General features: G+C 46.4%; 21 protein-coding genes. 11 read left to right on the top strand and 10 right to left on the bottom strand.

Features of this window, described 5'->3' with window-relative positions:
• Nucleotide 1: 1 nt before the first annotated feature.
• From TPET_RS08185 to zwf, 7 genes are all read right to left on the bottom strand, one after another.
• Complete coding sequence (locus tag TPET_RS08185) at nt 2–1009, bottom strand: ABC transporter permease (RefSeq protein WP_011944016.1); 1008 nt, start codon at nt 1007–1009, stop codon at nt 2–4.
• Nucleotides 1010–1051: 42 nt separating this feature from the next.
• Nucleotides 1052–2557, bottom strand: coding sequence for an ABC transporter substrate-binding protein (locus TPET_RS08180; RefSeq protein WP_011944015.1), 1506 nt, complete (start codon nt 2555–2557; stop codon nt 1052–1054).
• Nucleotides 2558–2572: 15 nt separating this feature from the next.
• The gene (locus TPET_RS08175; RefSeq protein ID WP_011944014.1) at nt 2573–3550 is read right to left on the bottom strand and encodes an ABC transporter ATP-binding protein; all 978 of its coding nucleotides are present in this window, start codon (nt 3548–3550) and stop codon (nt 2573–2575) included.
• Entirely contained in the window at nt 3537–4508 is a 972-nt protein-coding gene (locus tag TPET_RS08170; protein WP_011944013.1) for an ABC transporter ATP-binding protein, read from the bottom strand. The genes TPET_RS08175 and TPET_RS08170 overlap by 14 nt, the downstream gene beginning before the upstream one ends.
• Nucleotides 4505–5368: an ABC transporter permease gene (locus TPET_RS08165; RefSeq protein WP_011944012.1), complete on the bottom strand. Its 864-nt coding sequence runs from the start codon at nt 5366–5368 to the stop codon at nt 4505–4507. The genes TPET_RS08170 and TPET_RS08165 overlap by 4 nt, the downstream gene beginning before the upstream one ends.
• A 67-nt stretch (nt 5369–5435) precedes the next feature.
• Nucleotides 5436–6098 carry a 6-phosphogluconolactonase gene (gene pgl, locus TPET_RS08160; protein WP_011944011.1) on the bottom strand — a complete coding sequence of 221 codons (663 nt, stop codon included), beginning with the start codon at nt 6096–6098 and terminating at the stop codon, nt 5436–5438.
• On the bottom strand, nt 6083–7573 hold the full coding sequence (gene zwf / locus TPET_RS08155; RefSeq protein ID WP_011944010.1) for a glucose-6-phosphate dehydrogenase: 1491 nt from the start codon (nt 7571–7573) through the stop codon (nt 6083–6085). Before zwf ends, pgl begins: the two co-directional genes overlap by 16 nt.
• An 88-nt stretch (nt 7574–7661) precedes the next feature.
• Between zwf and TPET_RS08150 the strand changes: the two genes are divergently transcribed.
• Genes TPET_RS08150 through TPET_RS08135 form a run of 4 tightly spaced genes read left to right on the top strand, consistent with a single transcriptional unit; the run spans nt 7662 to nt 10259 of the window.
• A complete protein-coding gene (locus TPET_RS08150) occupies nt 7662–8045 on the top strand; it encodes a PspC domain-containing protein (protein ID WP_011944009.1) in 384 nt (127 codons plus the stop codon).
• The gene (locus TPET_RS08145; protein WP_011944008.1) at nt 8042–8839 is read left to right on the top strand and encodes a hypothetical protein; all 798 of its coding nucleotides are present in this window, start codon (nt 8042–8044) and stop codon (nt 8837–8839) included. The genes TPET_RS08150 and TPET_RS08145 overlap by 4 nt, the downstream gene beginning before the upstream one ends.
• A gap of 1 nt (nt 8840) precedes the next feature.
• On the top strand, nt 8841–9524 hold the full coding sequence (locus tag TPET_RS08140; RefSeq protein WP_004080220.1) for a type 1 glutamine amidotransferase: 684 nt from the start codon (nt 8841–8843) through the stop codon (nt 9522–9524).
• Nucleotides 9525–9536: 12 nt separating this feature from the next.
• Entirely contained in the window at nt 9537–10259 is a 723-nt protein-coding gene (locus tag TPET_RS08135; protein WP_011944007.1) for an arginase family protein, read from the top strand.
• On the opposite strand, the gene TPET_RS08130 is transcribed toward TPET_RS08135, so the two are convergent.
• The 3 genes from TPET_RS08130 to mgtE are packed head-to-tail and all read right to left on the bottom strand — an operon-like array spanning nt 10173 to nt 13401.
• Nucleotides 10173–11123 (bottom strand): alpha/beta hydrolase, encoded by a 951-nt coding sequence (locus TPET_RS08130; RefSeq protein WP_011944006.1) that lies wholly within the window; start codon nt 11121–11123, stop codon nt 10173–10175. The two genes, TPET_RS08135 and TPET_RS08130, sit on opposite strands and share 87 nt — an antisense overlap.
• A gap of 4 nt (nt 11124–11127) precedes the next feature.
• Nucleotides 11128–12048, bottom strand: coding sequence for an alpha/beta hydrolase (locus TPET_RS08125; protein WP_011944005.1), 921 nt, complete (start codon nt 12046–12048; stop codon nt 11128–11130).
• 12 nt (nt 12049–12060) lie between these two features.
• Nucleotides 12061–13401: a magnesium transporter gene (gene mgtE, locus TPET_RS08120; RefSeq protein WP_011944004.1), complete on the bottom strand. Its 1341-nt coding sequence runs from the start codon at nt 13399–13401 to the stop codon at nt 12061–12063.
• Between the two features lie 207 nt (nt 13402–13608).
• Between mgtE and TPET_RS08115 the strand changes: the two genes are divergently transcribed.
• From TPET_RS08115 to malP, 7 genes are all read left to right on the top strand, one after another.
• A complete protein-coding gene (locus TPET_RS08115) occupies nt 13609–14289 on the top strand; it encodes a metal-dependent hydrolase (protein ID WP_011944003.1) in 681 nt (226 codons plus the stop codon).
• A gap of 12 nt (nt 14290–14301) precedes the next feature.
• Complete coding sequence (locus TPET_RS08110) at nt 14302–15777, top strand: sensor domain-containing diguanylate cyclase (protein WP_011944002.1); 1476 nt, start codon at nt 14302–14304, stop codon at nt 15775–15777.
• On the top strand, nt 15774–17450 hold the full coding sequence (locus TPET_RS08105) for a 2-oxoacid:acceptor oxidoreductase subunit alpha (protein ID WP_004080205.1): 1677 nt from the start codon (nt 15774–15776) through the stop codon (nt 17448–17450). The genes TPET_RS08110 and TPET_RS08105 overlap by 4 nt, the downstream gene beginning before the upstream one ends.
• Nucleotides 17451–18299, top strand: a complete 849-nt coding sequence (locus tag TPET_RS08100) for a thiamine pyrophosphate-dependent enzyme (protein ID WP_004080204.1) — start codon at nt 17451–17453, stop codon at nt 18297–18299.
• The gene (hemW, locus tag TPET_RS08095; RefSeq protein WP_004080203.1) at nt 18296–19420 is read left to right on the top strand and encodes a radical SAM family heme chaperone HemW; all 1125 of its coding nucleotides are present in this window, start codon (nt 18296–18298) and stop codon (nt 19418–19420) included. Before TPET_RS08100 ends, hemW begins: the two co-directional genes overlap by 4 nt.
• Nucleotides 19417–19989: a hypothetical protein gene (locus TPET_RS08090; protein WP_011944001.1), complete on the top strand. Its 573-nt coding sequence runs from the start codon at nt 19417–19419 to the stop codon at nt 19987–19989. Before hemW ends, TPET_RS08090 begins: the two co-directional genes overlap by 4 nt.
• A gap of 160 nt (nt 19990–20149) precedes the next feature.
• Nucleotides 20150–22618: a maltodextrin phosphorylase gene (gene malP, locus TPET_RS08085; RefSeq protein WP_004080201.1), complete on the top strand. Its 2469-nt coding sequence runs from the start codon at nt 20150–20152 to the stop codon at nt 22616–22618.
• The last annotated feature ends 22 nt before the right edge of the window (nt 22619–22640 follow it).

The raw sequence follows: 22640 nt of genomic DNA, 5'->3' as shown, positions 1-22640 counted from the left end.
TTCAGTATCTCACCCTAGGATCTATCAAGGCGTTGATCACGTCGACGAGAATGCTTATCACCACCACGATCAAAGCGAAGAAAACAACCGTGCCCTGTATGGCAGGGAAGTCCCTGTATCTGATCTTCATCACAAGGTAGCTTCCAAGACCGGGCCAGGAGAAGGTGGTTTCTGTGAGGACCGCCCCTCCCAGAAGGAGAGCGAACTGAAGACCCATCATGGTGAAGATGGGTACCAGTGCGTTTTTCAGGGCGTACCTGAACAGAATTACCCTCTCCTTCAAACCGCGGGCACGAGCCGCCTTCACGAAATCCTGGGCCAGTGTTAGAACGGTGTTGTTCCTCACCATACGGACAAAGACGCTGGAGATCACGAGTCCGAGTGTGAGTCCCGGAAGTAAGAGATGTTCGAAGACGTCTTTCAGTGCTTCCCAATTTCCTGTGAAAAGCGCATCTATCGAATAGATACCCGTTATCACTTTCAAATTCATAGTGGGTGACAATCGCCCACCAACGGGAAGCCATCTCAAGATAACTCCGAAGATGTACTGCATCATCAAACCGAACCAGAAAACCGGAACCGCGTACATCACCATTGAAAACATCCTGGCACCTATATCAACACCGCTGTCTCTTTTGTACGCAGCGAAGCTCCCCCAAAAGATACCTATGAGGACGGCTACGATGAAAGCGAAGAGTGTCAGTTCCAAAGTCGCGGGAAATCTCTCCTTTATTTCTTCCCAAACGGGTCTTCCCGTCAGTGTAGATTTTCCCAGATCACCTTTGAGAAGATCTCCAATGTAATCGAAAAACTGGACGATGATGGGTTTATCGAGACCGAGCTCGTGTCTCTTCTGTTCGATGACTTCCTTCGGTGCTTTTCCTCCGAGAATAGCGAGCACCGGATCCCCGGGTATGATCCTGAGCACCAGGAATATGAGTGCCAGAAGAATGAATATCATGGGAACAGCAAGGAGGATTCTTGTTATCACGTAGTTTTTAAGGGACATCACGGCACCTCCGAAAGCCGCCCTGGGAAGGGGCGGCGGAGTTCAATCTTCCCAGTAGAGTATGTAGTATCTGAATATCTGTGTGGGTTCAAGCAGAATTCCTTTCACCTGTTTTTTCGCTGCACAGGTTGCAACTCCCTGCCAGAGCGGTATGTAAGGAACATCCCTTGCAAGGATCTCTTGGACTTTGTAGTAGATTTCTGTTCTCTTTTCCAGATCAGTGAATTTCCTTGCTTCTATCATCAGGTTTTCTACCTCAGGATTCGAGTAGAAGCTACCGAGGGATTTTGCACCGCTTTCACTGAGGAACGGCCACACGTAATCGTCCGGATCAAGGTAATCGGGGTACCATCCGAGGAGGAAGAAACCCATCGTTCCGTTCAGGAAGTACTCCACGTAAGTGGACCACTCTGCGTACTTGAGATTCACTTTTATGACACCCGTTTCTTCGAACGATTCCTTCAACACCTGGGCAACATCCGCTTCTGTCGTTCCGTAGTGTGAAGGTGTGTACCACAGGTCTATCACAAAAGGATTTTTCTCGTCATAGCCTGCTTCTTTGAGAAGAGCTTTCGCTTTTTCGAGCTCCCTCTTCGGGAATACGTCCTTGTGTCCCCACATGCCTTCCGGGATCATCGAGTACAACGGTTTTGCAAGCCCCACGAACACGTCTTCAACTATGACGTCTCTGTTCACCGCATAAGCTAGTGCCTGCCTCACCTTCACGTTGTCGAACGGGGGCTGTGTGACGTTGATCACCAGATATCTGATCTGTGGACTGTTACCTTTGTAAACGACGATGTCTTCTCTTCCCTCGAGATCGATAACATCTCTGGGGTCGAGATGTCTGTAAGCAACATCGATTTCTCCCGTCTCGAGTGCCAATCTGAGTGTGGAAGCGTTCTCGTAGAAATTGATCACGATGGTCTTTGTCTTTGGCTTTTCACCAAAGTAGTTCGGATTCGCTTCGAGAACGATTCTCACATCTCTGATCCATTCTTTGACCCTGTAGGGGCCGGATGCAGACGGGATACCTTCGTAGAAGGAATCGACTGGATAGACCTTCGGGTTCACCGGATACGCAACGGTGTAACCGAGGACAGAGACGAACGCGGAGAATGGGTACTTCAGAGTTACACGGAAGGTGTAGTCATCCACTACTTCTGTTTTTTCGACGACATCAGAGAGTAAGAATGCCGGATCTCCATTCAGTTTCATCACTCTGTCGAAAGAGTACTTAAAGACGTGAGCATCGATGGGTGTTCCATCCTCGAACTTTGCATCCTTTCTCAGATAGAACGTGTAAACCGTTCCTGTTTCATCGACTTCCCATCTCTCCGCCAGAACGGGTTTGAGAACGCTTGTTCCTATTTCGTAATCAACCAATCCAACCATGACGTTTTGAAGGATGTTGGAAGAAAAGTAATCGTAACAGTTGGCAGGATCGAGAGTTCTGATTTTGTCCGTTGTACCCACCACGATGATGTCTTTTGCCGCGAAGGAGAGCGTTACTGTCAGGATCAAAAACAACCAGACTAACTTTTTCATACCCACTACCTCCCTTCAGTTGTAAAGATGACATGCCACCTTGTGATTTTCCTCCACAACCTTGAGTTGAGGTTCTTCTTTCATACAGATATCCATTCTGTAAGGGCAGCGCGGGTGGAACCTGCATCCAGATGGCACGTCTATCGGGTTTGGTGTTTCTCCCTCAGGGATGAACTTCTTTTTCTTCTTGAGAGAAGGTTCCGGTACGGCGGATATAAGAGCCTGTGTGTAAGGATGCTTTGGATTGAGGTATATGTCCTCAAAATCACCGACCTCCACGATCTTTCCGAGGTACATCACCGCGATTTCATCGCAGACGTATTTTGTCGTGGCGAGATCGTGTGTGATGAAGAGCATGGTGAGGTTGAATTCCTTTCTGAGGTCCTGAAGGAGTCTCAGCAGTTGTGATCTCACGGAAACATCGAGCATAGCCACCGCTTCATCGGCCACCACGAGGCGGGGTTTCAAAATCAAAGCACGGGCGATGACTACCCTCTGCCTCTGACCACCAGAAAGCTCCCTCGGATACCTTCTGTAGATATCCTCCGCGGGTTCCAGATTCACTCTCCTCAACATCTCAAACACCATCTCTTTTCTCGACGATCTGTCTCCGATTCCGTGAATTTCAAGGGCGTGTTCTATGGCTTTTCCCACCCTCATGTATGGGTTCAGAGAGGCCATTGGATCTTGAAAGATGATCTGCATCTCTTTTCTCAGCTTCCTCATTTCTTCTTTTGAGAGTTTTGTGATGTCTCTACCATCAAAAATGATTTTGCCATCGGTGGGTTCTTCAAGTCTCAGAATGACTCTTCCCGTTGTGGTTTTTCCGGATCCCGACTCCCCCACCAGCCCCAGACTCTTTCCTTCATCAATCTGAAAATTCACACCATCCACCGCTTTCACAAACTTCCTGGGTTTTCTCAAAAGCACATCTATTGGTCCCTGTTTCACAGGGAAATACTTTTTAAGGTTCTGCACTTCAATCAGTGCCATTCTGATCTCCTCCGTAAAGCCAGCATTTCACGCGCGTTCCATCTATTTCAAACTCCGGTGGTTCTTTCTCCCAGCAAATTTTCATTGCCTTCTCACATCTTGGAGCGAACCTGCAACCTTCAGGGGGATTCGAAAGATCAGGGGGAGAGCCGGGAATGTATCTCAGTTCTCTATCGTTCACATCCGTGTTCGGAATAGACCTCAGAAGACCAACGGTGTATGGATGAAGAGGATTGGTGAATATCCTCTCTTTCGATGCGAGTTCCACGAGGTGCCCTGCGTACATCACACCTATTCTGTCTGCGGCTTCCGCGACCAGCCCCATATCGTGGGTGATCAGAATCATGGCGGTTTTGTGCTCTTTCGTCAGCTTCTCGAGCAGTTCCATTATCTGAGCCTGAACTATCACATCCAAAGATGTGGTGGGTTCATCGGCGATCAAAACAGCGGGATTGAGAACTATGGAGAGGGCGATCATCACCCTCTGTCTCATTCCTCCACTGAACTGAAACGGGTAATCCTTCAGTCTGTTTCTGTTTATTCCAACATCTTCCAGGGCCTTCGCTGCGAGTTCTCTGGCGTCTTCTTTGCTCAGTTCAGGTCTGTGGGTGAGGATCATCTCCACAAAATGATCCTCTATTCTGAGAATCGGATTGAGCGACGTCATCGGATCCTGGAAAATCATCGCAACTTTTGAACCTCTTATCTGTCTCATTTCCTCGTCCGAAAGAGATGAAATATCTGTCCCTTCGATTTTTATGCTTCCATCAATCTTCGTTCCCTTTGGAAGAAGTCGCATTATGGAAAAACCGAGGGTAGACTTTCCACAACCGGATTCACCGACGAGACCCAGGGTTTCTCCTTTCTCCAGGTGGAAGGAGATGTTTTCGACGGCGTTCACAGTTTTTTCTTCAGTTTTGTATCTCACGCTCACGTTTTCCAGCTCGAGCACCTTCATTTGCTTCTCTCCCCGATATTCGGATTGAGAATTTCGCTCAACCCTTCACTGAACATGGAAAAACCAAGAACGGAAGTGATGATTGCAAGTCCAGGAAACAACACACCCCACCAGGCTCTGCTCAAGATGAACCTCTGACCGTTGCTGAGATCGAATCCCCAGTCCGGAGTGGGAGGGGCTATTCCAAGCCCAAGGAAACTGAGACCCGCTTCTGTCATGATCGCATCAGCGAGGTTCATGGAGAGAACCACCACAATCGATGGAAAAACGTTGGGAAGCACGTATTTAACCAGAATTTCCCAATCTTTCGCACCGAGTGCTCTTGCCGCTTCCACGTAAAGCTCGTTTTTCACGCTCGCAACCTGGTTTCTCACCACTCTGAAATACGTGGGGGCATAAACAACGGCAATCGAAACGGCTATGTTCATCATTCCAGGTCCCAAAACTGCCGCAACTGCTATGGCAAGAATCAGACCCGGAAAAGAATAAACAGCATCCATAACAAGGGTTAAAACACGGTCGAAAACCCCTCCAACGTATCCAGAAATCAAACCGAGGGGAATACCTATCGTGGACGCTATGGCAACGGCAAGGAACGCCACCATCAGAGCGACTCTCGAGCCATAGATCACCCTGCTGAAGACATCCCTTCCGAGATTGTCAGTACCGAATATGTGTTTCTCTGAAGGAGGTTGCAAAGACCTTCCCACTCGCACAGTGGGATCGTAGGGGGCAAGAACAGGAGCAAAAATGGCCAGAAAGATGTAAAACAAAAGAATGATCATTCCAACAAAAGCCAAAACACCCGTTCTTCGTCTGAACAGTTTGAAGACTGGCTTGAAGACTTTCTCAGAGATCACAACCTTCGACCTCGCTTCTCTTTTTTCATAATAATACCACATACTGGAATAAGTTTCAATTTCCGAATTATTTTCCCACAAGCCAGACGGTCTTCTCTTTGCCCCTCACAAAGTAGGCAGGAAGAGGTTCTTCCTTTAGAATTTCCGCTAGTCTGTTTATCTTTTCTTTTCCCCTGATGAGAAAGAGTACGTACCGCGATGTGTTCAGTGCACGAAACGTCAGGGTGACTCTGGGAACCTCAGGGTCACCAGAAGGGTCAGTGAAGGTCACAAAGACATCCTTGTTTCCCGTTTCAAGATCGAATATGGACGCAACATGGCCATCGGGACCCATCCCCAGAATAGCGAGGTCGAACTGGTCGGTGATCGATCTTATTTCCCTTTCATATTTCTCGCAGGCTTTTTTAATGGAAAGGGAAGTGTCAATGTAGTGAACATTACTGGAAGGGATCTTTGCTCTGCTGAAAAGGACCTCATTTATGTTCCTGAAATTGCTTTGATCTGAGTCGATGGGCACATACCTCTCATCGCTCAAAAAGAAGTGGATACAATTCCATGGGAGTTTCTGTTCTGCCAGTTTCTCATAAACGGGAAGGGGGGTCCTTCCACCAGCGAGGACGGCGAAGATCTTCTCCTTTTCTTCGAGAAGCTTTTTCATTTTCTTATGAATTTTCTCGACGACAAAATCAACGTACCCGTCTTCAAGCAGGTATATCACAGTTTTCTCCATTTTCTACCGTCCCTCTCTATGAGGAGATCGGCTTCTTTCGGTCCCCACGTTCCCGCTGGGTATATATTGAGAGAGAAACGAACGGGGTCATCCTCCCAGGCTTTCAGAACGGGATCGAGAAGTTCCCAGGAAACTTCGAGGTCGTCTCTTCTCATGAAGAGCGTGGCATCTCCAAGTATAACGTCCAGAAGAAGCCTCTCATAAGCGTCTGGTAGTTTCACACCGAAGTAATTCTCGTATTTGAAATCCATACTGAGAAGCTGTGGAAACATGCCGGGACAGGGCCTTTTTACCTGAAATTCCAGAGAAATACCCTCGTTCGGCTGTATAGTGAAAACTATCGTGTTCGGTTCCAGTTCGTCTGAAGGTACACCGGCAAAGATAGAGTGAGGAATCTTCTTGAAAACAACGGCGACCTCTGTTATTTTTCTACAGAGTCTTTTTCCTGCCCTCAGATAGAAGGGTACACCGCTCCATCTCCAGTTGTCTACAAAGAGTTTCATGGCAACGAAGGTTTCCACATTGGAGTCTTCAGCCACTCCAGGTTCCTCTTTGTAAGCCGGAACTTCTTTCCCGTTTACAACCCCTCTTCCATACTGACCTCTGACAATCCAGTTTTCCAGCTCCTTTACAGGGAGTGGTCTGATCGATCTGAGAAGCTTCACCCGCTCGTTTCTGAAATTTTCTCCATTGAAAGAGGAAGGGGGTTCCATGGCGATCAGTGCGAAGACCTGAAGCATGTGGTTCTGGAAGATATCTCTGAGGAGTCCTACGTTTTCAAAATATCCTGCCCTGTGTTCGACTCCTATGTCTTCGGCCATCGTGATCTGAACGTGATCCACGAACTTGTTGTTCCAGATCTCCTCGAATATGAAGTTGGCAAATCTGAACACCAATATATTCTGAACGGTTTCTTTTCCAAGGTAATGATCAATTCTGAAAATCTGATCTTCTTGGAAGTGTTTCTGAAGAGTGTCTTCCAGTTTTCTGGCTGACTCCAAATCTTTCCCGAACGGTTTTTCAATCACGACGCGCGCGGGTTTCCTGTTCAATCCAGCTTTCGAGAGATTTTCCAAAATAGGGATGTAAAGATCCGGTGGAACAGCGAGATAGAAAACCAAATTGTTGGAATTGATTCTTTTCATGAAACCCTCGATGGTGTTTTTCAACGATTTGAAGCTCTCGGGATTATGATAATCCACGCTGATGTAACTGCAATGTCTCAAAAAGTCAGGATGAGCTTCGAATCTGGATCTGAATTCTTCATCATCCATATTCGTTCGTGCCGCACCGAGAACAAAAAAACGATCAGGTAGAATGCCTGCTTCGAACAACCTGTTTAAAGCAGGAATGAGCTTTCTCTTTGTGAGGTCACCAGAAGCACCGAAAATCACCACTCCGAAGGATTGCTCAATCTTGGGGAAACACCGGAGGATATCATCTGGACACCTCTCTAACCCCAGTTTGCATTTCATATTCTCACCTTCTTTATGAATTTTTTACCATAAAATAAGGGATGTCTAATTTCTTTTATGTTAAAATCTTCTGAAAGGGGGGATGTTTATGAAACAGCTCAAAAGGTCCAGAAAGAACAGGATCATAGCGGGTGTTTGTGGAGGTTTTGCGGAGTACTTCAACGTCGATCCGACTCTCGTAAGATTGATCTGGGTTCTCATCACACTCGCGTGGGGAGCGGGTCTTCTGCTCTACATAATCGCCTGGTTGATCATACCTGAGGAAGAGGGGAAAACAGAAAGCGAAGAAAAACCACTTCAAAACGCAGAAGGGTTGAAAGTGTTAGTCGGTGGCCTTCTCATCTTCTTGGGAATTGTCTTTCTCGCGTCCGCTTTTTTCCCAATCTTCTTCGGTGTGGCATGGAAGGTGGTTCTTGGCGTTCTGTTAGTGATCTTTGGTGTTCTCCTTCTTCTGAGGAGAGATGAAAAATGAAGATAATATTTGGTATATTTCTCATTTTCCTGGGAGTTCTGCTCCTTACAACGATCTTTCTGGATCTTTTCTCTCTTTCATTCTTCACAAGAATATTTCACAATCTTGGTCTCTTCTGGCCGATGATGCTGATAACTTTCGGTATTTATTTCATCTACCTCAGCGTGAAGAAAAAGTGGTTGTACTTCCTGAGCGTGGGTGTCTTTTCCGCTTTTCTGATACTGCTTCTTGTGTGGCCATACGAATCTGTTTCAGCACCTGGAAAATATCAGGTTTTCACCGGTGTGAATAGAATCTTGTTCAAAAGCGGGGGATTCACTGTCAGATTCATTGAAGGCGAAAAGTTCAGGGTGTCCACGTCAAGCGGAATAGAAGTATCAAAAGCTGGCTCAAATCTGATCGTGAAGGGTTCTCTTTGGAAAAGATTCGGGCCAAAGATGGTGGAGGTCGAGCTACCGAGGGATACATTTGAACTTTCTTTTGAAGAAGGTGCTTTCACGGTGAAGGGCGAATTCGAAGAAAACAGGTTCACACGGGTTGAAACAAAAGACAGTGTTTTGAATATAAGATTCAATTTCCAAAAGATGAACGTTCCGCTTTATTTCGAGGCAGAAGATTGCGTTCTGGAGGTCCTGTTCAGACTACCCACTGGGGTCTCTTACTTCATCGATAAAAAAGACGGACTTCTTTTGAAGACCATCGAAGGGAATATAGTTGAATCGGATTTCAATCCTCATCTCTTCTTCAAACTGAAAGACGGTGTCTTTCGAGTTCATCTTGAAGGAGGAATATAGTGTGAGAGTGCTCGCTATTAGACACGTCGAGATAGAGGACCTTGGAATGATGGAAGATATCTTCAGGGAGAAGAACTGGAGTTTCGATTATCTGGACACTCCAAAAGGGGAAAAACTCGAAAGGCCTCTCGAAGAGTATTCTCTCGTGGTGCTTCTTGGAGGGTATATGGGAGCCTACGAGGAAGAGAAATACCCTTTCTTGAAGTACGAATTTCAGTTGATAGAAGAGATCCTGAAAAAAGAAATCCCGTTCCTTGGAATATGTCTGGGTTCTCAGATGCTCGCTAAAGTCCTTGGGGCGAGTGTCTACAGAGGAAAAAACGGAGAAGAAATAGGCTGGTATTTTGTTGAAAAGGTCTCCGACAATAAGTTTTTCAGAGAATTTCCAGACAGACTGCGGGTGTTTCAGTGGCATGGAGATACTTTCGATCTTCCACGCAGAGCAACCAGGGTCTTTACTTCTGAAAAGTATGAAAACCAGGGATTCGTCTATGGAAAGGCTGTGGGGCTCCAGTTCCATATAGAAGTGGGAGCCAGAACCATGAAACGCTGGATAGAGGCATACAAAGATGAACTTGAAAAAAAGAAGATAGATCCCAGGCTTCTCCTTGAAACGGCGGAGAGGGAGGAAAAAGTCCTGAAAGGCCTCTTGAGGTCTCTTTTGGAAAGGATGGTGGAAAGCTGAGGAGGTGTTATTGTGATACCTCCTCACATCCACATCCTCGATTTCAATGGAGTTTACGAAGAACAGCGGACTCTAAAATCTCTCGCTGAGTTTGTGTTTTCCAAAAAAATCGAAGGCATCAGGTACATGATCCTTCCCGAAAAGATTCCTGAAATTGAAAACATCCTTCCTTCACATCCGGGAGTGACGTTTCTGGGCGATGGAGAGTTCCACCACCTCACCTACTTCATCATCAAGAAAATAAAGAGACCTTTCGTACTGGTTGTTTTCGACAATCACCTCGATGCCAGAGAGGAAGAGTTCCTCACCTGCGACAGCTGGATCAGAAAAGCTCTGAAACTGAAACATTTGGTAAAAGTTGTGGTTGTTGGCACTCAGGAACAGGAAAAGATCCACAGAGTGTTTTACTCTGAAACGGATCCGCAGAAGATCCTGAAACTCCTCGGAAGACATCCGGTGTATCTGAGTATTGACAAAGATGTTCTGGATATCGGGATAACGGGATGGGAGAGCGGGAGAGTTTCGCTGGAAGATCTTCTCAACGTGCTCCGTCACATCCCCTTGAGAAAGATCCTGGGAGCGGACATCTGCGGTGAACCGGATCCGCTGGAATTCTGGAAGATAAAAGAAAGCGAGAAGATCAATCTCTCAATCCTCAGCGCCCTGTTCTTTGAGAAGCTTCATTATGTACCTGGCAGCGAGCACCTGGAAGGGAAGCCAGCTCACGTGACTTGATGGAACCTTTATCCTTTTGGGCTTTCCAAGATGCTCCCATAGAATGTCTCTTGTGCTCTTTGGGAGCGCTTTATCGAACATCGCTTCCAGCATCACGATCCGTGAGGTATCCACGAACTTCGCGTAAGCGAGCGGATCGAGTTTCAAAAGGGGATGTATGTTTGAACTCAACATCTCCTGCACCGAGGAAAATTCCTTCAGCCTCTCCAGATCGCTCCTGTAGACATCGTAGAAATTCTCCTCGTTCGTCATTCCGTGTTCTTCTCCCTTTCCACTTCTCAGCTCACGTCTCACAAAAGACAGAGTGGGTGACCTCCAAAACAGAGTGGCAAAGTCACCACCCGCCATCATAATGATCGTCTTTTTGAAATCACTGCTCAGTGCGTTGAGTAAAACAGCGATCATGCCTCCAAGGCAATATCCAAAGAGGCAGTTTCTCTCGTGCCACATCTTCTTAACTTTCAAAAGTTCCAAAAGACTGAGAAGATCTGTGAGAGCGTGTTCCCAGAACCTGGTCATCTTCCCCAGATCGGAGGAAAAATAATCCTTTCCGCTCACAGAACCGTGTGCTACACGGGTGAAGTTTCCCGGCAAAACGGGAACTACCGCCTCTATCTTCCTTTTGGAAAGGTAGTAGGCCATCCGAAGAAGATACAGAACGTTTCGGCTTCCAAGTCCTTGAAGTATCATCACCGATCCTACTTTTCTCCTCTTCGGAGAGAAGATGTACACCTCCACAGGGTCCGTTCCTTTTTCTGCGTCTGGATAGGTCGATTTGAACTTCAGAATGGAAATTCGGACGTTCTTTGTCCTGTGAACGTATCCGAGAGAATAATCGGAAGGCACCTTTACGTGTTCGAACACACTTTCACCTCTTCAAAAACGAGACCGTTTCGTAGAGGATCTTCACCGTCAAAGGATCTTTCAGAACGAACTCGAAGCCGTGTTTCCCTTCCGGATGAAGTCTCAGTTTTGCTTCCACTCCGTTTTCTCTGAGCTTTTTGTACATTTTAACAGATGAGATGTAGGGTACAACGTCGTCTTTCATGCCGTGAACCAGCATGGTGGGAGGTGCCTTCGGGTTCACCCAGGCTACAGGAGAGTAGAACACATAATCTTCTTTCTTTCGTACAGGAAACCCTTTCAATGTTGTGGCAACGGAGAACCTCGCAAAGAGAGAGGATGTCTCCATGCTCCACAGGTCGAGAAGATCGCAGGGGGCGTACCAGGCTACCACGTGACCATCGAAATCTTTTTTTCCTTCCTTCGAAGATCTCATCGCGTGGTACAGAACGAGATGCCCTCCCGCTGAAAGTCCCATGAGATTCAGGTTTTTAATCAAAAGATGCTCCCTGTTTTCATTCAGGAAAGAGACAGCACTTTTCAGATCTTCCAGAATATCTTCGATGTAATGAAAGTAACCGTATCTGTAGTCAAATGTCGCCACAGCGAAACCGTTTGCATTGAGAAATCTGTACCACGAAACGTTGTTGGGCTGCCTTCTGTATCCGGAGATCCATCCACCACCGTGTGCAAAAAGCACGAACGGATAACTCTTTCTTTTCACAGATGGATAATATATGTCCATTTTCAGGCCATTTTTGTATTCGTAAGTGTAAACATTGCCCGTTACCGATTTTTTCAATTTTATCGGAAGTCTTCCCAAAACAGCGTTTCTCACCACAGGAAGGGAAAGCAGGAAAAAGAAAAGAAGCCCCAGAAGGGCATTTGAAAACAACACAACGAAAGAGATTATTATCAAGCCAAACTTGATTATCAGCTTAACCATGGTCTCTCCTCTTCAACTCAAGAAACTGTGCACCACGTAGAAATATATCATGATGCCTGTCACGTCGACGATCGTGGTGAGAAGCGGTCCTGCCATGAAGGCCGGGTCAATTTTGAAGATACGGGCGATGAAGGGAAGAAGCGCGCCCAAGATATTTGCATACAGAATTACTACGAGTAAGGCTGTTGCAACGGCGAAATTCAATGTGGGATCAGAAGAGATCAGAAAAGCCCTCAGGTACAGAACACCCGCAAGAATAAAACCTAAGATAGAACCTATCAGAGATTCTCTCAGCAGAACCTTCCACCAGTCTTTTGCGGTTATCTCGTTTAAACTCATTCCTCTTATTATGAGAGCAGATATCTGAGAACCAATGTTCCCTCCAGCATCCATCATCGTTGGAATAAAGGCTGCTATCAGTGGTATTGATGCGAGGAATTTTTCATAGCCTGATATGATATTGCTGTTTATACTTTCAAGAAGAAGAAGCGCCACAAGCCATGGGGATCTTTTCAAAATAAACTTCCATACAGGAGTGTGGAAATAGGGTGTGTAAGTAACACTCATTGAGGCCATCTTCTGTATGTCTTCCGTTGCCTCTTCTTCGATGACGTCAACGAGATCGTCAAAGGTGATCACACCAATCAATCTCTCTTCGCTGTCAACTACCGGTAGTATGATCAGGTCGTATTTCTTCATGAGTTCCGCCGCGAGTTCCTGGTCATCAGTGGCGTGAACAAAAACAGGATCCTTGTTCATGATTTCCGATACCTTCTGATCGGGATCGGCAACGATCATGTCTCTGAGCTCAACGGTTCCCTTGAGTTTTCTTGTTCTATCTATCACCATGAGAGAGTAGATGTTCTCTTTCTTCTTTCCTTCTCTTCTCACCTTTTCCAGTGCTTCCCTGACGGTCATATCCTCGAAAAGCTCTACGTATTCTGTGGTGGCAAGCCTTGCCGCAGAATCTTCGGGATAATTCAGGATGTGAAGCAATTCCTCCCTCTCCTGTGGAGGAAGGTATGAAAGGAGCTTCTTCACCACGTTCGCGGGCATCTCTTCGAGCAGTTCTACCTTGTCGTCTGGATCCATCGATTCGAAAATCTCCTTCAGCCGTTCCTCTCTGAAAAGTTTTATGAGTTCCAACTGATCATCGGGTTCGAGTTCGCTGAACACTTCAGCGGCCTTATCCTTGGGAAGGAGTCTAAAAACGACCACTTTCAGGTCAGGCGGAAGCTTTTCAATCATCTCCTTCACGTCGGCGGGATCCTGTTGTTCGAGAACTCTTTTGAGTGTCTTGAAGTCTCCTTTTTCGATCAATTCCTGAAGATCGATCTCTACCTTGATCTTCATTTTCACACCTCCTCGGACTGCTTTTTTACGGAGGAAGACTGGTGCTTTCCACTTAGAAATCACCTCCCGAAAAAGCATCTGCGTAGAACTATTCTAACATCACACCGGAAGAAACACCAGTACAGAAAGAAAAATTTTTCAACGAACACATTCCTTCTTCAACGTTAATTTCCGAAAAGAGTATAATCTAAAGTAGGAGGTGGTAACATGAAAGTCACATTCCTGGGACACGCCGTGGTGCTGATAGAGGGAAAGAAAAACATCATCATCGATCCTTTCATTTCAGGAAATCCGGTTTGTCCTGTAAAATTAGAGGATCTTCCAAAGATCGATTACATACTCGTGACACACGGACACGGAGATCACCTCGGGGATGCTGTAGAAATAGCAAAGAAAAACGATGCCACGGTGATATCCAACTACGAAATCTGCCATTACCTCGGAAAAAAAGGTGTGAAGACCCATGCCATGCACATAGGTGGAAGCTACCTCTTCGATTTTGGCAGGGTGAAGATGACACCTGCCGTTCATGGCTCTGGAATTCTCGATGGAGACAGTATGATCTACGGAGGAAATCCTGCTGGCTTTCTCATCACGCTCGAGCGAAAAAAGATATACCACGCAGGAGACACCGGTTTGACCAGGGAGATGGAACTTCTCGGAGAAGAGAACGTGGATGTAGCGTTTCTTCCAATCGGTGGAAATTTCGTCATGGACGTGGAAGACGCCGTGAGAGCAACGGCGATGATAAAACCGAAGAAGGTTGTTCCCATGCATTATGGAACATGGGAACTCATCTTCGCGGATGTGGAACTATTCAAGAAGAAAGTGACGGAAATGAGTGTTGAATGTGTGATTCTTGAGCCGGGAGAATCGCTGGAATTGTGAGGGGGAAATAGTTTGCAAGTTTTTTTCTACGTTGTCTCGTTCGGATTTCTTGTGTTTGCGCTTTATCTTTTCTGTCATGTGAGAAGGAAGATCGAGTACTACAGACAGCTGGAAAAGAGCCTCGATACCATAGTTGATGGACTTTCAAAACTCGATCCGAACTCGCCTGAAGAAGAGTTCTTTCAGAAAATCCTGGATATCGCGATGGAAGTTGTTCCGGAAGCAGTAAAAGGGAGCGTCTCCAGAATCACCCCATCAGGAGACTGGGTCTTTGTTGCCTCGAGGGGACACATTGTAGATCTGTTTGGAAAAAGATTTCCATCCAGATATCTGTTCAGAGCTGGAAAAGATCCATTAGAGGTTGATTTCCTTGACTATGACAGGGGACTTTTTCCAGACGACATGTGGAAATTCTTTGAAAAGACTCTCCGAGGTACGAGAAAGAGCCTCGTTGTGGGTATATTTTCTGGAGACGAATTCGTGGGAAACATCGCCCTCGACAGTCCTTACTTTGGCTTTTCAGAACTTTCAAAAAAGGTCTTGAAATCACTGGGAAACCTTACGAGCACTTATCTTCTCATGAGAAAAACTCTGACAAACGAACAGCAACTTCAAAAGATCATGAGCACCATATTCACCCTCTTGCTCCTTTTCAGAAAACCCATCTCAGCCGAAGAATTTCTCAAAGAGGCCCTGCAGAAGATCGTAGAAGCGAGTAATGTTTTCACAGGGGGAATCGTATTCGAAGGGGACATCCCCGTATTTCATATGGGTATGGAGAAGATACCGGAATTCGATTTTGGAAAATCCCGAGAAGAGACAGAAAAAATAGAAAAACTGGAGAAAGAAGGTGCTCATTACATCATCGTGAATCTGAAGGATGAAAACATACCTTCTTACCACATGGTTTTTCTGTCGAATGAAAACATAGCACCTTCATTCTTTGGCGTTCTCAATACGTTTGCGGAAGTGGTGTCTCTCTATCTGAGAGAGTACCATCTTCATCAAAAGTACCGTGAACTCGCACTGAAAGATCCTTTAACCGAAGCTTATTCAAGGCACTACTTCAACGAGTGGATATTCTCTCACATGGCGTGGCTCAGGCGAAACCAGAAGAAGTCCATTCTGGTGATCATGGATGTGGACGGTTTGAAAATGATAAACGACACTTACGGCCACCTCATGGGGGACAAAGCACTCGTCGAATTCGTCAAAACCCTGAAGAGAACCGTTCGAGAGTCGGATCTTGTTTTCAGATACGGTGGTGACGAGTTCCTTCTGGTACTCGTCGATAGCACCAAAGATAACGCTGCCAGTGTTTTGAAGAGAGTTGAAGAAAACCTTAAAGATGTAGACCTGCCCTTCAAAATAGAATTCTCCTTTGGTTATGAAGAGATAGACGGTTTCATGCCGATAGAAAGAGCGCTCGCGAGAGCGGACGATCTTCTCTACAAAAACAAGTTCAAAAAGAGAGGTGGTTCAGAATGAAAGACGTGAGCATCGTCCTGAGCGGAGAAGCGGGACAGGGAATACAAACGGTCGAGAACGTTCTGACACGGGTTTTAAAAGACTCCGGATTCCATGTGTTTGCCACCAAAGAGTACATGTCGAGAGTGAGAGGAGGAAACAACACCACGGAGATCCGGGTTTCATCGAGAAGGGTTCGTTCCTTCGTTGACAGAATAGACGTGCTCATACCCCTGGGAAAGGGGGCCACAGAAAGGCTGAAGAATCGTATCACGGAAAAAACACTGGTCATCGGAGAGGAAGAGTTCATCAAAGAATCACCCGGAGAAAAGATCGTGATTCCATTCCTGAACATAGCAAAACAGATTGGAAAGAGCATATACGCGAATTCAGTTGCCATAGGTTTTCTCTCTGGACTGCTCGGCGCCGATGAATCCGCTCTGAAAGACCAGATCACCAGACAGTTCAGCAGTAAAGGTGAAGACATCGTGAACGACAACATCCGCGCTGCGCTGGAAGGATACAAGAAAGGTCAAGAACTCTCTCAGAAAATCGAATTCGACGTTGAAAAGGATCCATCGATAAAGAATGAAGTTCTTCTGAATGGGGCGGAGGCTGTGGGACTTGGAGCGATCGCTGGAGGCTGTAATTTTGTCTCCTCCTATCCCATGTCTCCTTCCACCTCCGTGCTTGTTTTCCTTGCCCAGCACAAGAACGACTTCGGAATAGTGGTGGAGCAGGCAGAAGACGAAATCGCCGCCATGAACATGATCATCGGAGCGTGGTACGCCGGTGCGAGAGGTCTTGTCACCACATCGGGTGGAGGCTTTGCCCTCATGGAAGAGGCACTCAGTCTTGCAGGAATGATAGAATCGCCCGCTGTGATCCATCTGGCACAGAGACCTGGACCCGCTACCGGCCTTCCCACAAGAACGGAGCAGGGAGATCTGAACCTGGCTCTGTACGCCGGACACGGAGATTTTCCAAGGGTCATTTATGCTCCCGGAAACGTGGAAGAGGCTTTTTATCTGACGCAGAAAGCTTTCAACGTCGCCGACAAATATCAGGTGCCTGTCTTCGTCCTGACGGATCAGTACCTCGTTGACTCGTATTACAATCTTCCCGGTTTTGATCTGAACGAATTGAAAGTAGAAAAACACTTCATAAAAACAACCAGGGATTACATCAGATACGCCATCACCGAAGACGGTATCTCTCCAAGAGGAATTCCCGGATACGGTGAGGGTCTTGTGAGGGTCGACAGCGACGAGCACGACGAGTTCGGTCACATAACTGAAGACTTCAATACCCGTGTGAGGATGGTCAACAAGAGACTCAGAAAAGGGGAAACTCTGAAAAAAGAAATTGTGAAACCAAAACTGATCGGTGATGAAAACTACCGCGTTCTCCTGGTGGCATGGGGCTCCACTCTGGAGCCGATAAAGGAAGCGATAGAAGGCCTTGACGGTGTGGCGCTCCTTCATTTCTCTCAGGTCTGGCCGATCGATGAGTCCGTCGCGACATACTTCGAAAAGGCCGAGAAAGTTGTGGCAGTGGAAGGAAACGCGACAGGGCAGTTCGCGAATCTGATCCGCCAGGTGACGGGTTTCCATATAAAGGACAGAATCCTAAAGTACAACGGTCTTCAGTTCTCCGTCGAAGAGCTGAAAGAGAAAATAGCGGAGGTGTTGTGAATGAGGCTGGATGAATACATAAGCAGGGACATCGCCTGGTGTCCGGGGTGCGGAAACTTCGGAATAAGGACCGCTCTCATGAAGGCGCTGGAGGAACTGAACGTCGATCCACGACAGGTGGTCATAGTATCGGGTATAGGCCAGGCGGCGAAGATGCCCCAGTACGTTGGAGTTAACATGTTCAACGGACTTCACGGAAGGGCACTTCCCGTGGCAACGGCGATAAAGACGACGAATCCGAACCTTCTCGTGATCGCAGAGAGTGGAGATGGATGTATGTACGGTGAAGGTGGAAACCACTTCATACACACGATCAGAAGAAACCCGGATATCGTGAACATAGTCCACGACAACCAGGTTTACGGTCTCACGAAGGGTCAGGCTTCTCCCACGAGTCTGAAAGGTTTCAAAACACCAGTGCAGGTGGACGGTGTGATTCTGGAACCGTTCAATCCTCTGGCTGTTGCCATAGCGCTCGATGCTTCCTTCGTTGCAAGAACTTTCATAGGAGACATAGAGTTCACAAAAGACATACTGAAGGAAGCGATGAAACACAAGGGATACGCTTTGGTGGACATTCTTCAGCCCTGTGTCACCTTCAACAAGTTGAACACCTACGAATGGTACAGGGAAAACACGTACTATCTGAAAGACCACGACCCCACAGACAGAGAACTCGCCTTCAAAAGAGCCATTGAAACTGAAAAACTCCCGCTTGGAATATTCTACGTGAACAAGAACAAAGAGACCTTCGAGGAACTTGCAAGAAAAGGTGACAGGACACCTCTCTACGAGTACGAAGTGAATTTTGAAAAACTGAAGGAGCTGATCGAAAGCAAAAAGTCATGAAACTCGCTGTTTACGTCCATGTTCCCTTTTGCAAGAGCAAGTGTGTGTACTGCGATTTTTACTCTGTTGTCTCTGAAAAATTTGACGAGTATTTCTCTCATCTCCTGAGAGAAATCGATCTCTACGAAGAAGTACTCAGCGAAAGCGAGATAAAAACCGTCTACTTCGGTGGAGGGACTCCTTCCGTTGTCCCTCCTTCTTTTTTGAAAATGGTTTTGGAAAAACTGGAGAGAGTCTCCAGAGGTTTCACACCAGATGAAATAACCATCGAGGTCAACCCGGAGTCTGTTGAAACAGAGAAACTGAAAATCTACAAACAAATCGGAATCAACAGAATCAGTCTCGGTGTTCAGGCCTGCGATGACACTGTGCTGAAGAACGCTGGAAGGCTCTACAAAGAAGAAACCCTCAAGAAAAAAGCGAAGATAGTTCTGGAACAGTTCGAAAACGTGAATTTCGATTTTATTCTTGGACTTCCTGGTGAGACCGACATCACACTGAAGAAAGACTTCCGTTTCCTTGAAGAATTTCCCCCTCAGCACGTTTCGCTATATCTCCTCGAGGTAGACGAAAGAACAAGACTTTTCGATCTCATTCAGAAAGGTCTTGTAGAACTCCCCGAAGAAGACGATGTGGAAAGGAGGCACGACCTTTTCGTTGAATTTCTGAAAGAACGAGGATTTCTCAGATACGAGATCTCGAACTTTGCCAAACCAGGGAAGAAATCTCTTCACAACCTCTTCTACTGGAGAAATGAAAACTATCTGGGACTCGGTGTTTCCGCAGGTGGGCACATCGGAAGGTTTCGATACGTGAACGCCTCTGATCTTAAAGAGTACGAGGAAAAAATCACCAAAGGAGAATTACCTTACGAATACGTGCACGAAAACACAGAAGAAGAGGAAGCGCTGGAGACAGTCTTCATGGGTTTGAGGATAAAGGAAGGAGTAGAGTTAAACCGGGTGAAAATTCTCCTTCCCCTGCTAGAAAAGTTACAGAAAAAGTACCCTTGTTATCTGAAGGTGAAAAATGGTAAAATTTTTTTAAGCGAGGATGGTATGAATTTCTCAAAGAAGATACTCTCTGATCTCATCGAATGGTACAGGGAGGGCGGGAGATGACACACATAGTTCACAAAGGACTCGATTTCTTTGTAAAACCACAGAAGGTTTCACTCAACCTGAACATGAAAATTGGAAGCTTGAAAGTTCATCCCGAAGATTTGAAACTCCTGATGAAAAAGGTGCCGGTTTTTATGATGAGTTACTACGACAACAAGGCTTTCATGGAAAGGGAACTCGAGATCTCATCGGCGGATTTTCCAAACGGCGTGGTCTTTTTTTCTTATTATGAACCGGTACCCGCAGAGCTCAACTGGGACGTGGACAAAAAACTCATCTCTCAGCTCACAAAGTACTTCCATCTCTACGATTTGGTTCACTCTATAAATTCTCTCATAGACGAAACAGAAGGTTCTTCACTGCACATCGGTGTTTATGAGGAGTGGCTTGACAGAATAATGGTGAAAGTTCCAAGCGAAAACACGGAAGAGCTCAGAAACATGCTTTCCAGATTCTCTCTTCTCTACACGACAAAGATCCTGTGGAAAATCTTCCGTGGAAACTTCGAGGAACTGAAGAAGAAAACACACGAGATAGCCTACAAACTCTACGAAGTGGCTGGGTTCTGAATTTTCTTCATCACCCTCCCCTGAGGAGTCTGTCCTTTTCAGATTTCCTTTCATTAATCATGTCTATATTCTGGTTTACAGAAATATTTTTTAATTGACACCATCTTATAATCAACGTAGAATACTTCTGAAAGAAACCTCTCTGAGAGGAGGAGAAATTGTGCTGGAGAAACTTCCCGAGAACCTGAAAGAGCTCGAGAGCCTTGCCTACAACCTCTGGTGGAGCTGGTCCAGACCTGCTCAGAGACTCTGGAGAATGATCGATTCAGAAAAGTGGGAGGAACACAGAAATCCCGTCAAAATACTGAGAGAAGTCTCAAAGGAAAGACTGGAAGAACTATCGAAAGACGAGGACTTCATCGCTCTCTACGAACTGACGCTCGAGAGATTCACAGACTACATGGAAAGGGAAGACACCTGGTTCAACGTGAACTATCCCGAATGGGACGAAAAGATAGTTTACATGTGTATGGAATACGGACTGACGAAAGCACTTCCGATCTACTCTGGAGGACTCGGTATCCTTGCCGGAGACCACCTCAAATCAGCCAGTGATCTTGGCCTTCCTCTCATAGCCGTAGGTCTTCTTTACAAACACGGGTATTTCACTCAACAGATAGACAGTGACGGAAGACAGATCGAGATCTTTCCAGAATACGACATCGAAGAACTCCCGATGAAACCTCTCAGGGATGAAGACGGAAACCAGGTGATCGTAGAAGTACCCATAGACAACGATACTGTAAAAGCGCGTGTGTTCGAGGTACAGGTCGGAAGGGTGAAACTGTATCTTCTCGACACTGACTTCGAGGAAAACGAGGATAGATTCAGAAAGATCTGCGACTATCTCTACAATCCCGAGCCTGATGTGAGAGTTTCCCAGGAAATTCTGCTCGGCATTGGTGGAATGAAACTCCTGAAGACTCTCAAGATAAAACCTGGAGTCATCCACCTGAACGAAGGTCATCCCGCTTTTTCATCCCTCGAAAGGATAAAGAGCTACATGGAAGAAGGATATTCCTTCACCGAGGCCCTTGAGATCGTCAGACAGACCACAGTTTTCACGACACACACCCCCGTCCCCGCAGGTCACGACAGGTTCCCGTTCGATTTCGTGGAAAAGAAGCTGACAAAGTTCTTCGAAGGATTCGAATCCAAAGAACTGCTTATGAACCTTGGAAAAGACGAAGACGGAAATTTCAACATGACGTATCTTGCTTTGAGAACCTCCTCCTTTATAAACGGAGTGAGCAAACTTCACGCTGACGTATCGAGAAGGATGTTCAAAAATGTCTGGAAGGGAGTTCCGGTGGAGGAGATCCCCATTGAAGGCATCACGAATGGTGTCCACATGGGAACCTGGATCAACCGCGAGATGAGAAAACTGTTCGACAGGTACCTCGGTAGAGTCTGGAGGGAACACACTGACCTCGAAGGAATATGGTACGGAGTTGACAGAATACCCGATGAAGAACTCTGGGAAGCGCATCTGAACGCAAAGAAACGATTCATAGATTACATAAGAGAATCCATCAAAAGGAGAAACGAAAGGCTTGGAATCAACGAACCACTGCCGGAGATCAGTGAAAACGTGCTCATCATAGGTTTTGCCAGAAGGTTCGCAACTTACAAGAGAGCCGTCCTGCTCTTCAGCGATCTGGAAAGACTCAAGAGAATTGTCAATAATTCCGAGAGGCCGGTTTACATTGTGTACGCTGGAAAGGCCCACCCGAGAGACGAAGGTGGAAAGGAGTTTCTCAGAAGGATCTACGAAGTTTCACAGATGCCCGATTTCAAGAACAAAATCATCGTACTCGAAAACTATGACATCGGAATGGCTCGACTCATGGTGTCGGGTGTTGACGTGTGGTTGAACAATCCAAGGAGGCCCATGGAGGCAAGCGGGACAAGTGGTATGAAAGCTGCAGCGAACGGTGTTCTGAACGCGAGTGTATACGATGGCTGGTGGGTTGAGGGATACAACGGCAGAAACGGATGGGTGATAGGTGATGAAAGCGTGCTTCCAGAAACAGAAGCGGATGATCCAAAGGATGCCGAGGCTCTGTATGAGCTTCTCGAAAACGAAATAATCCCCACCTACTACGAAAACAGAGAAAAGTGGATCTTCATGATGAAAGAAAGCATAAAGAGCGTGGCTCCAAAATTCAGCACCACCCGCATGCTCAAAGAGTACACGGAGAAATTCTACATAAAGGGACTTGTGAACAGGGAATGGCTGGAGAGAAGAGAAAACGTCGAAAAAATCGGAGCCTGGAAAGAAAGAATCCTCAAGAACTGGGAGAATGTTTCCATAGAGCGCATCGTTCTTGAAGATTCGAAGAGCGTAGAAGTAACTGTAAAACTGGGCGATCTCACACCGAACGACGTGATAGTCGAACTTGTGGCTGGAAGAGGAGAGGGAATGGAAGATCTCGAAGTGTGGAAAGTGATACACATCAGAAGGTACAGGAAAGAGAACGATCTATTCGTTTACACTTACACCAATGGTGTTCTTGGTCATCTTGGATCTCCCGGATGGTTCTACGCGGTGAGAGTCATACCGTACCATCCCAGGCTTCCCATCAAGTTCCTGCCCGAAGTACCGGTTGTCTGGAAGAAGGTTCTCTGACGGGGGGCTCTGCCCCTCTTTT

It is taken from the genome of Thermotoga petrophila RKU-1, from assembly GCF_000016785.1.
In the GTDB taxonomy this organism is placed as follows: Bacteria; Thermotogota; Thermotogae; order Thermotogales; family Thermotogaceae; genus Thermotoga; species Thermotoga petrophila.
The sequence above is the reverse complement of the archived record's forward strand: the minus strand, read 5'-3'. Positions and strand labels throughout refer to the sequence as shown.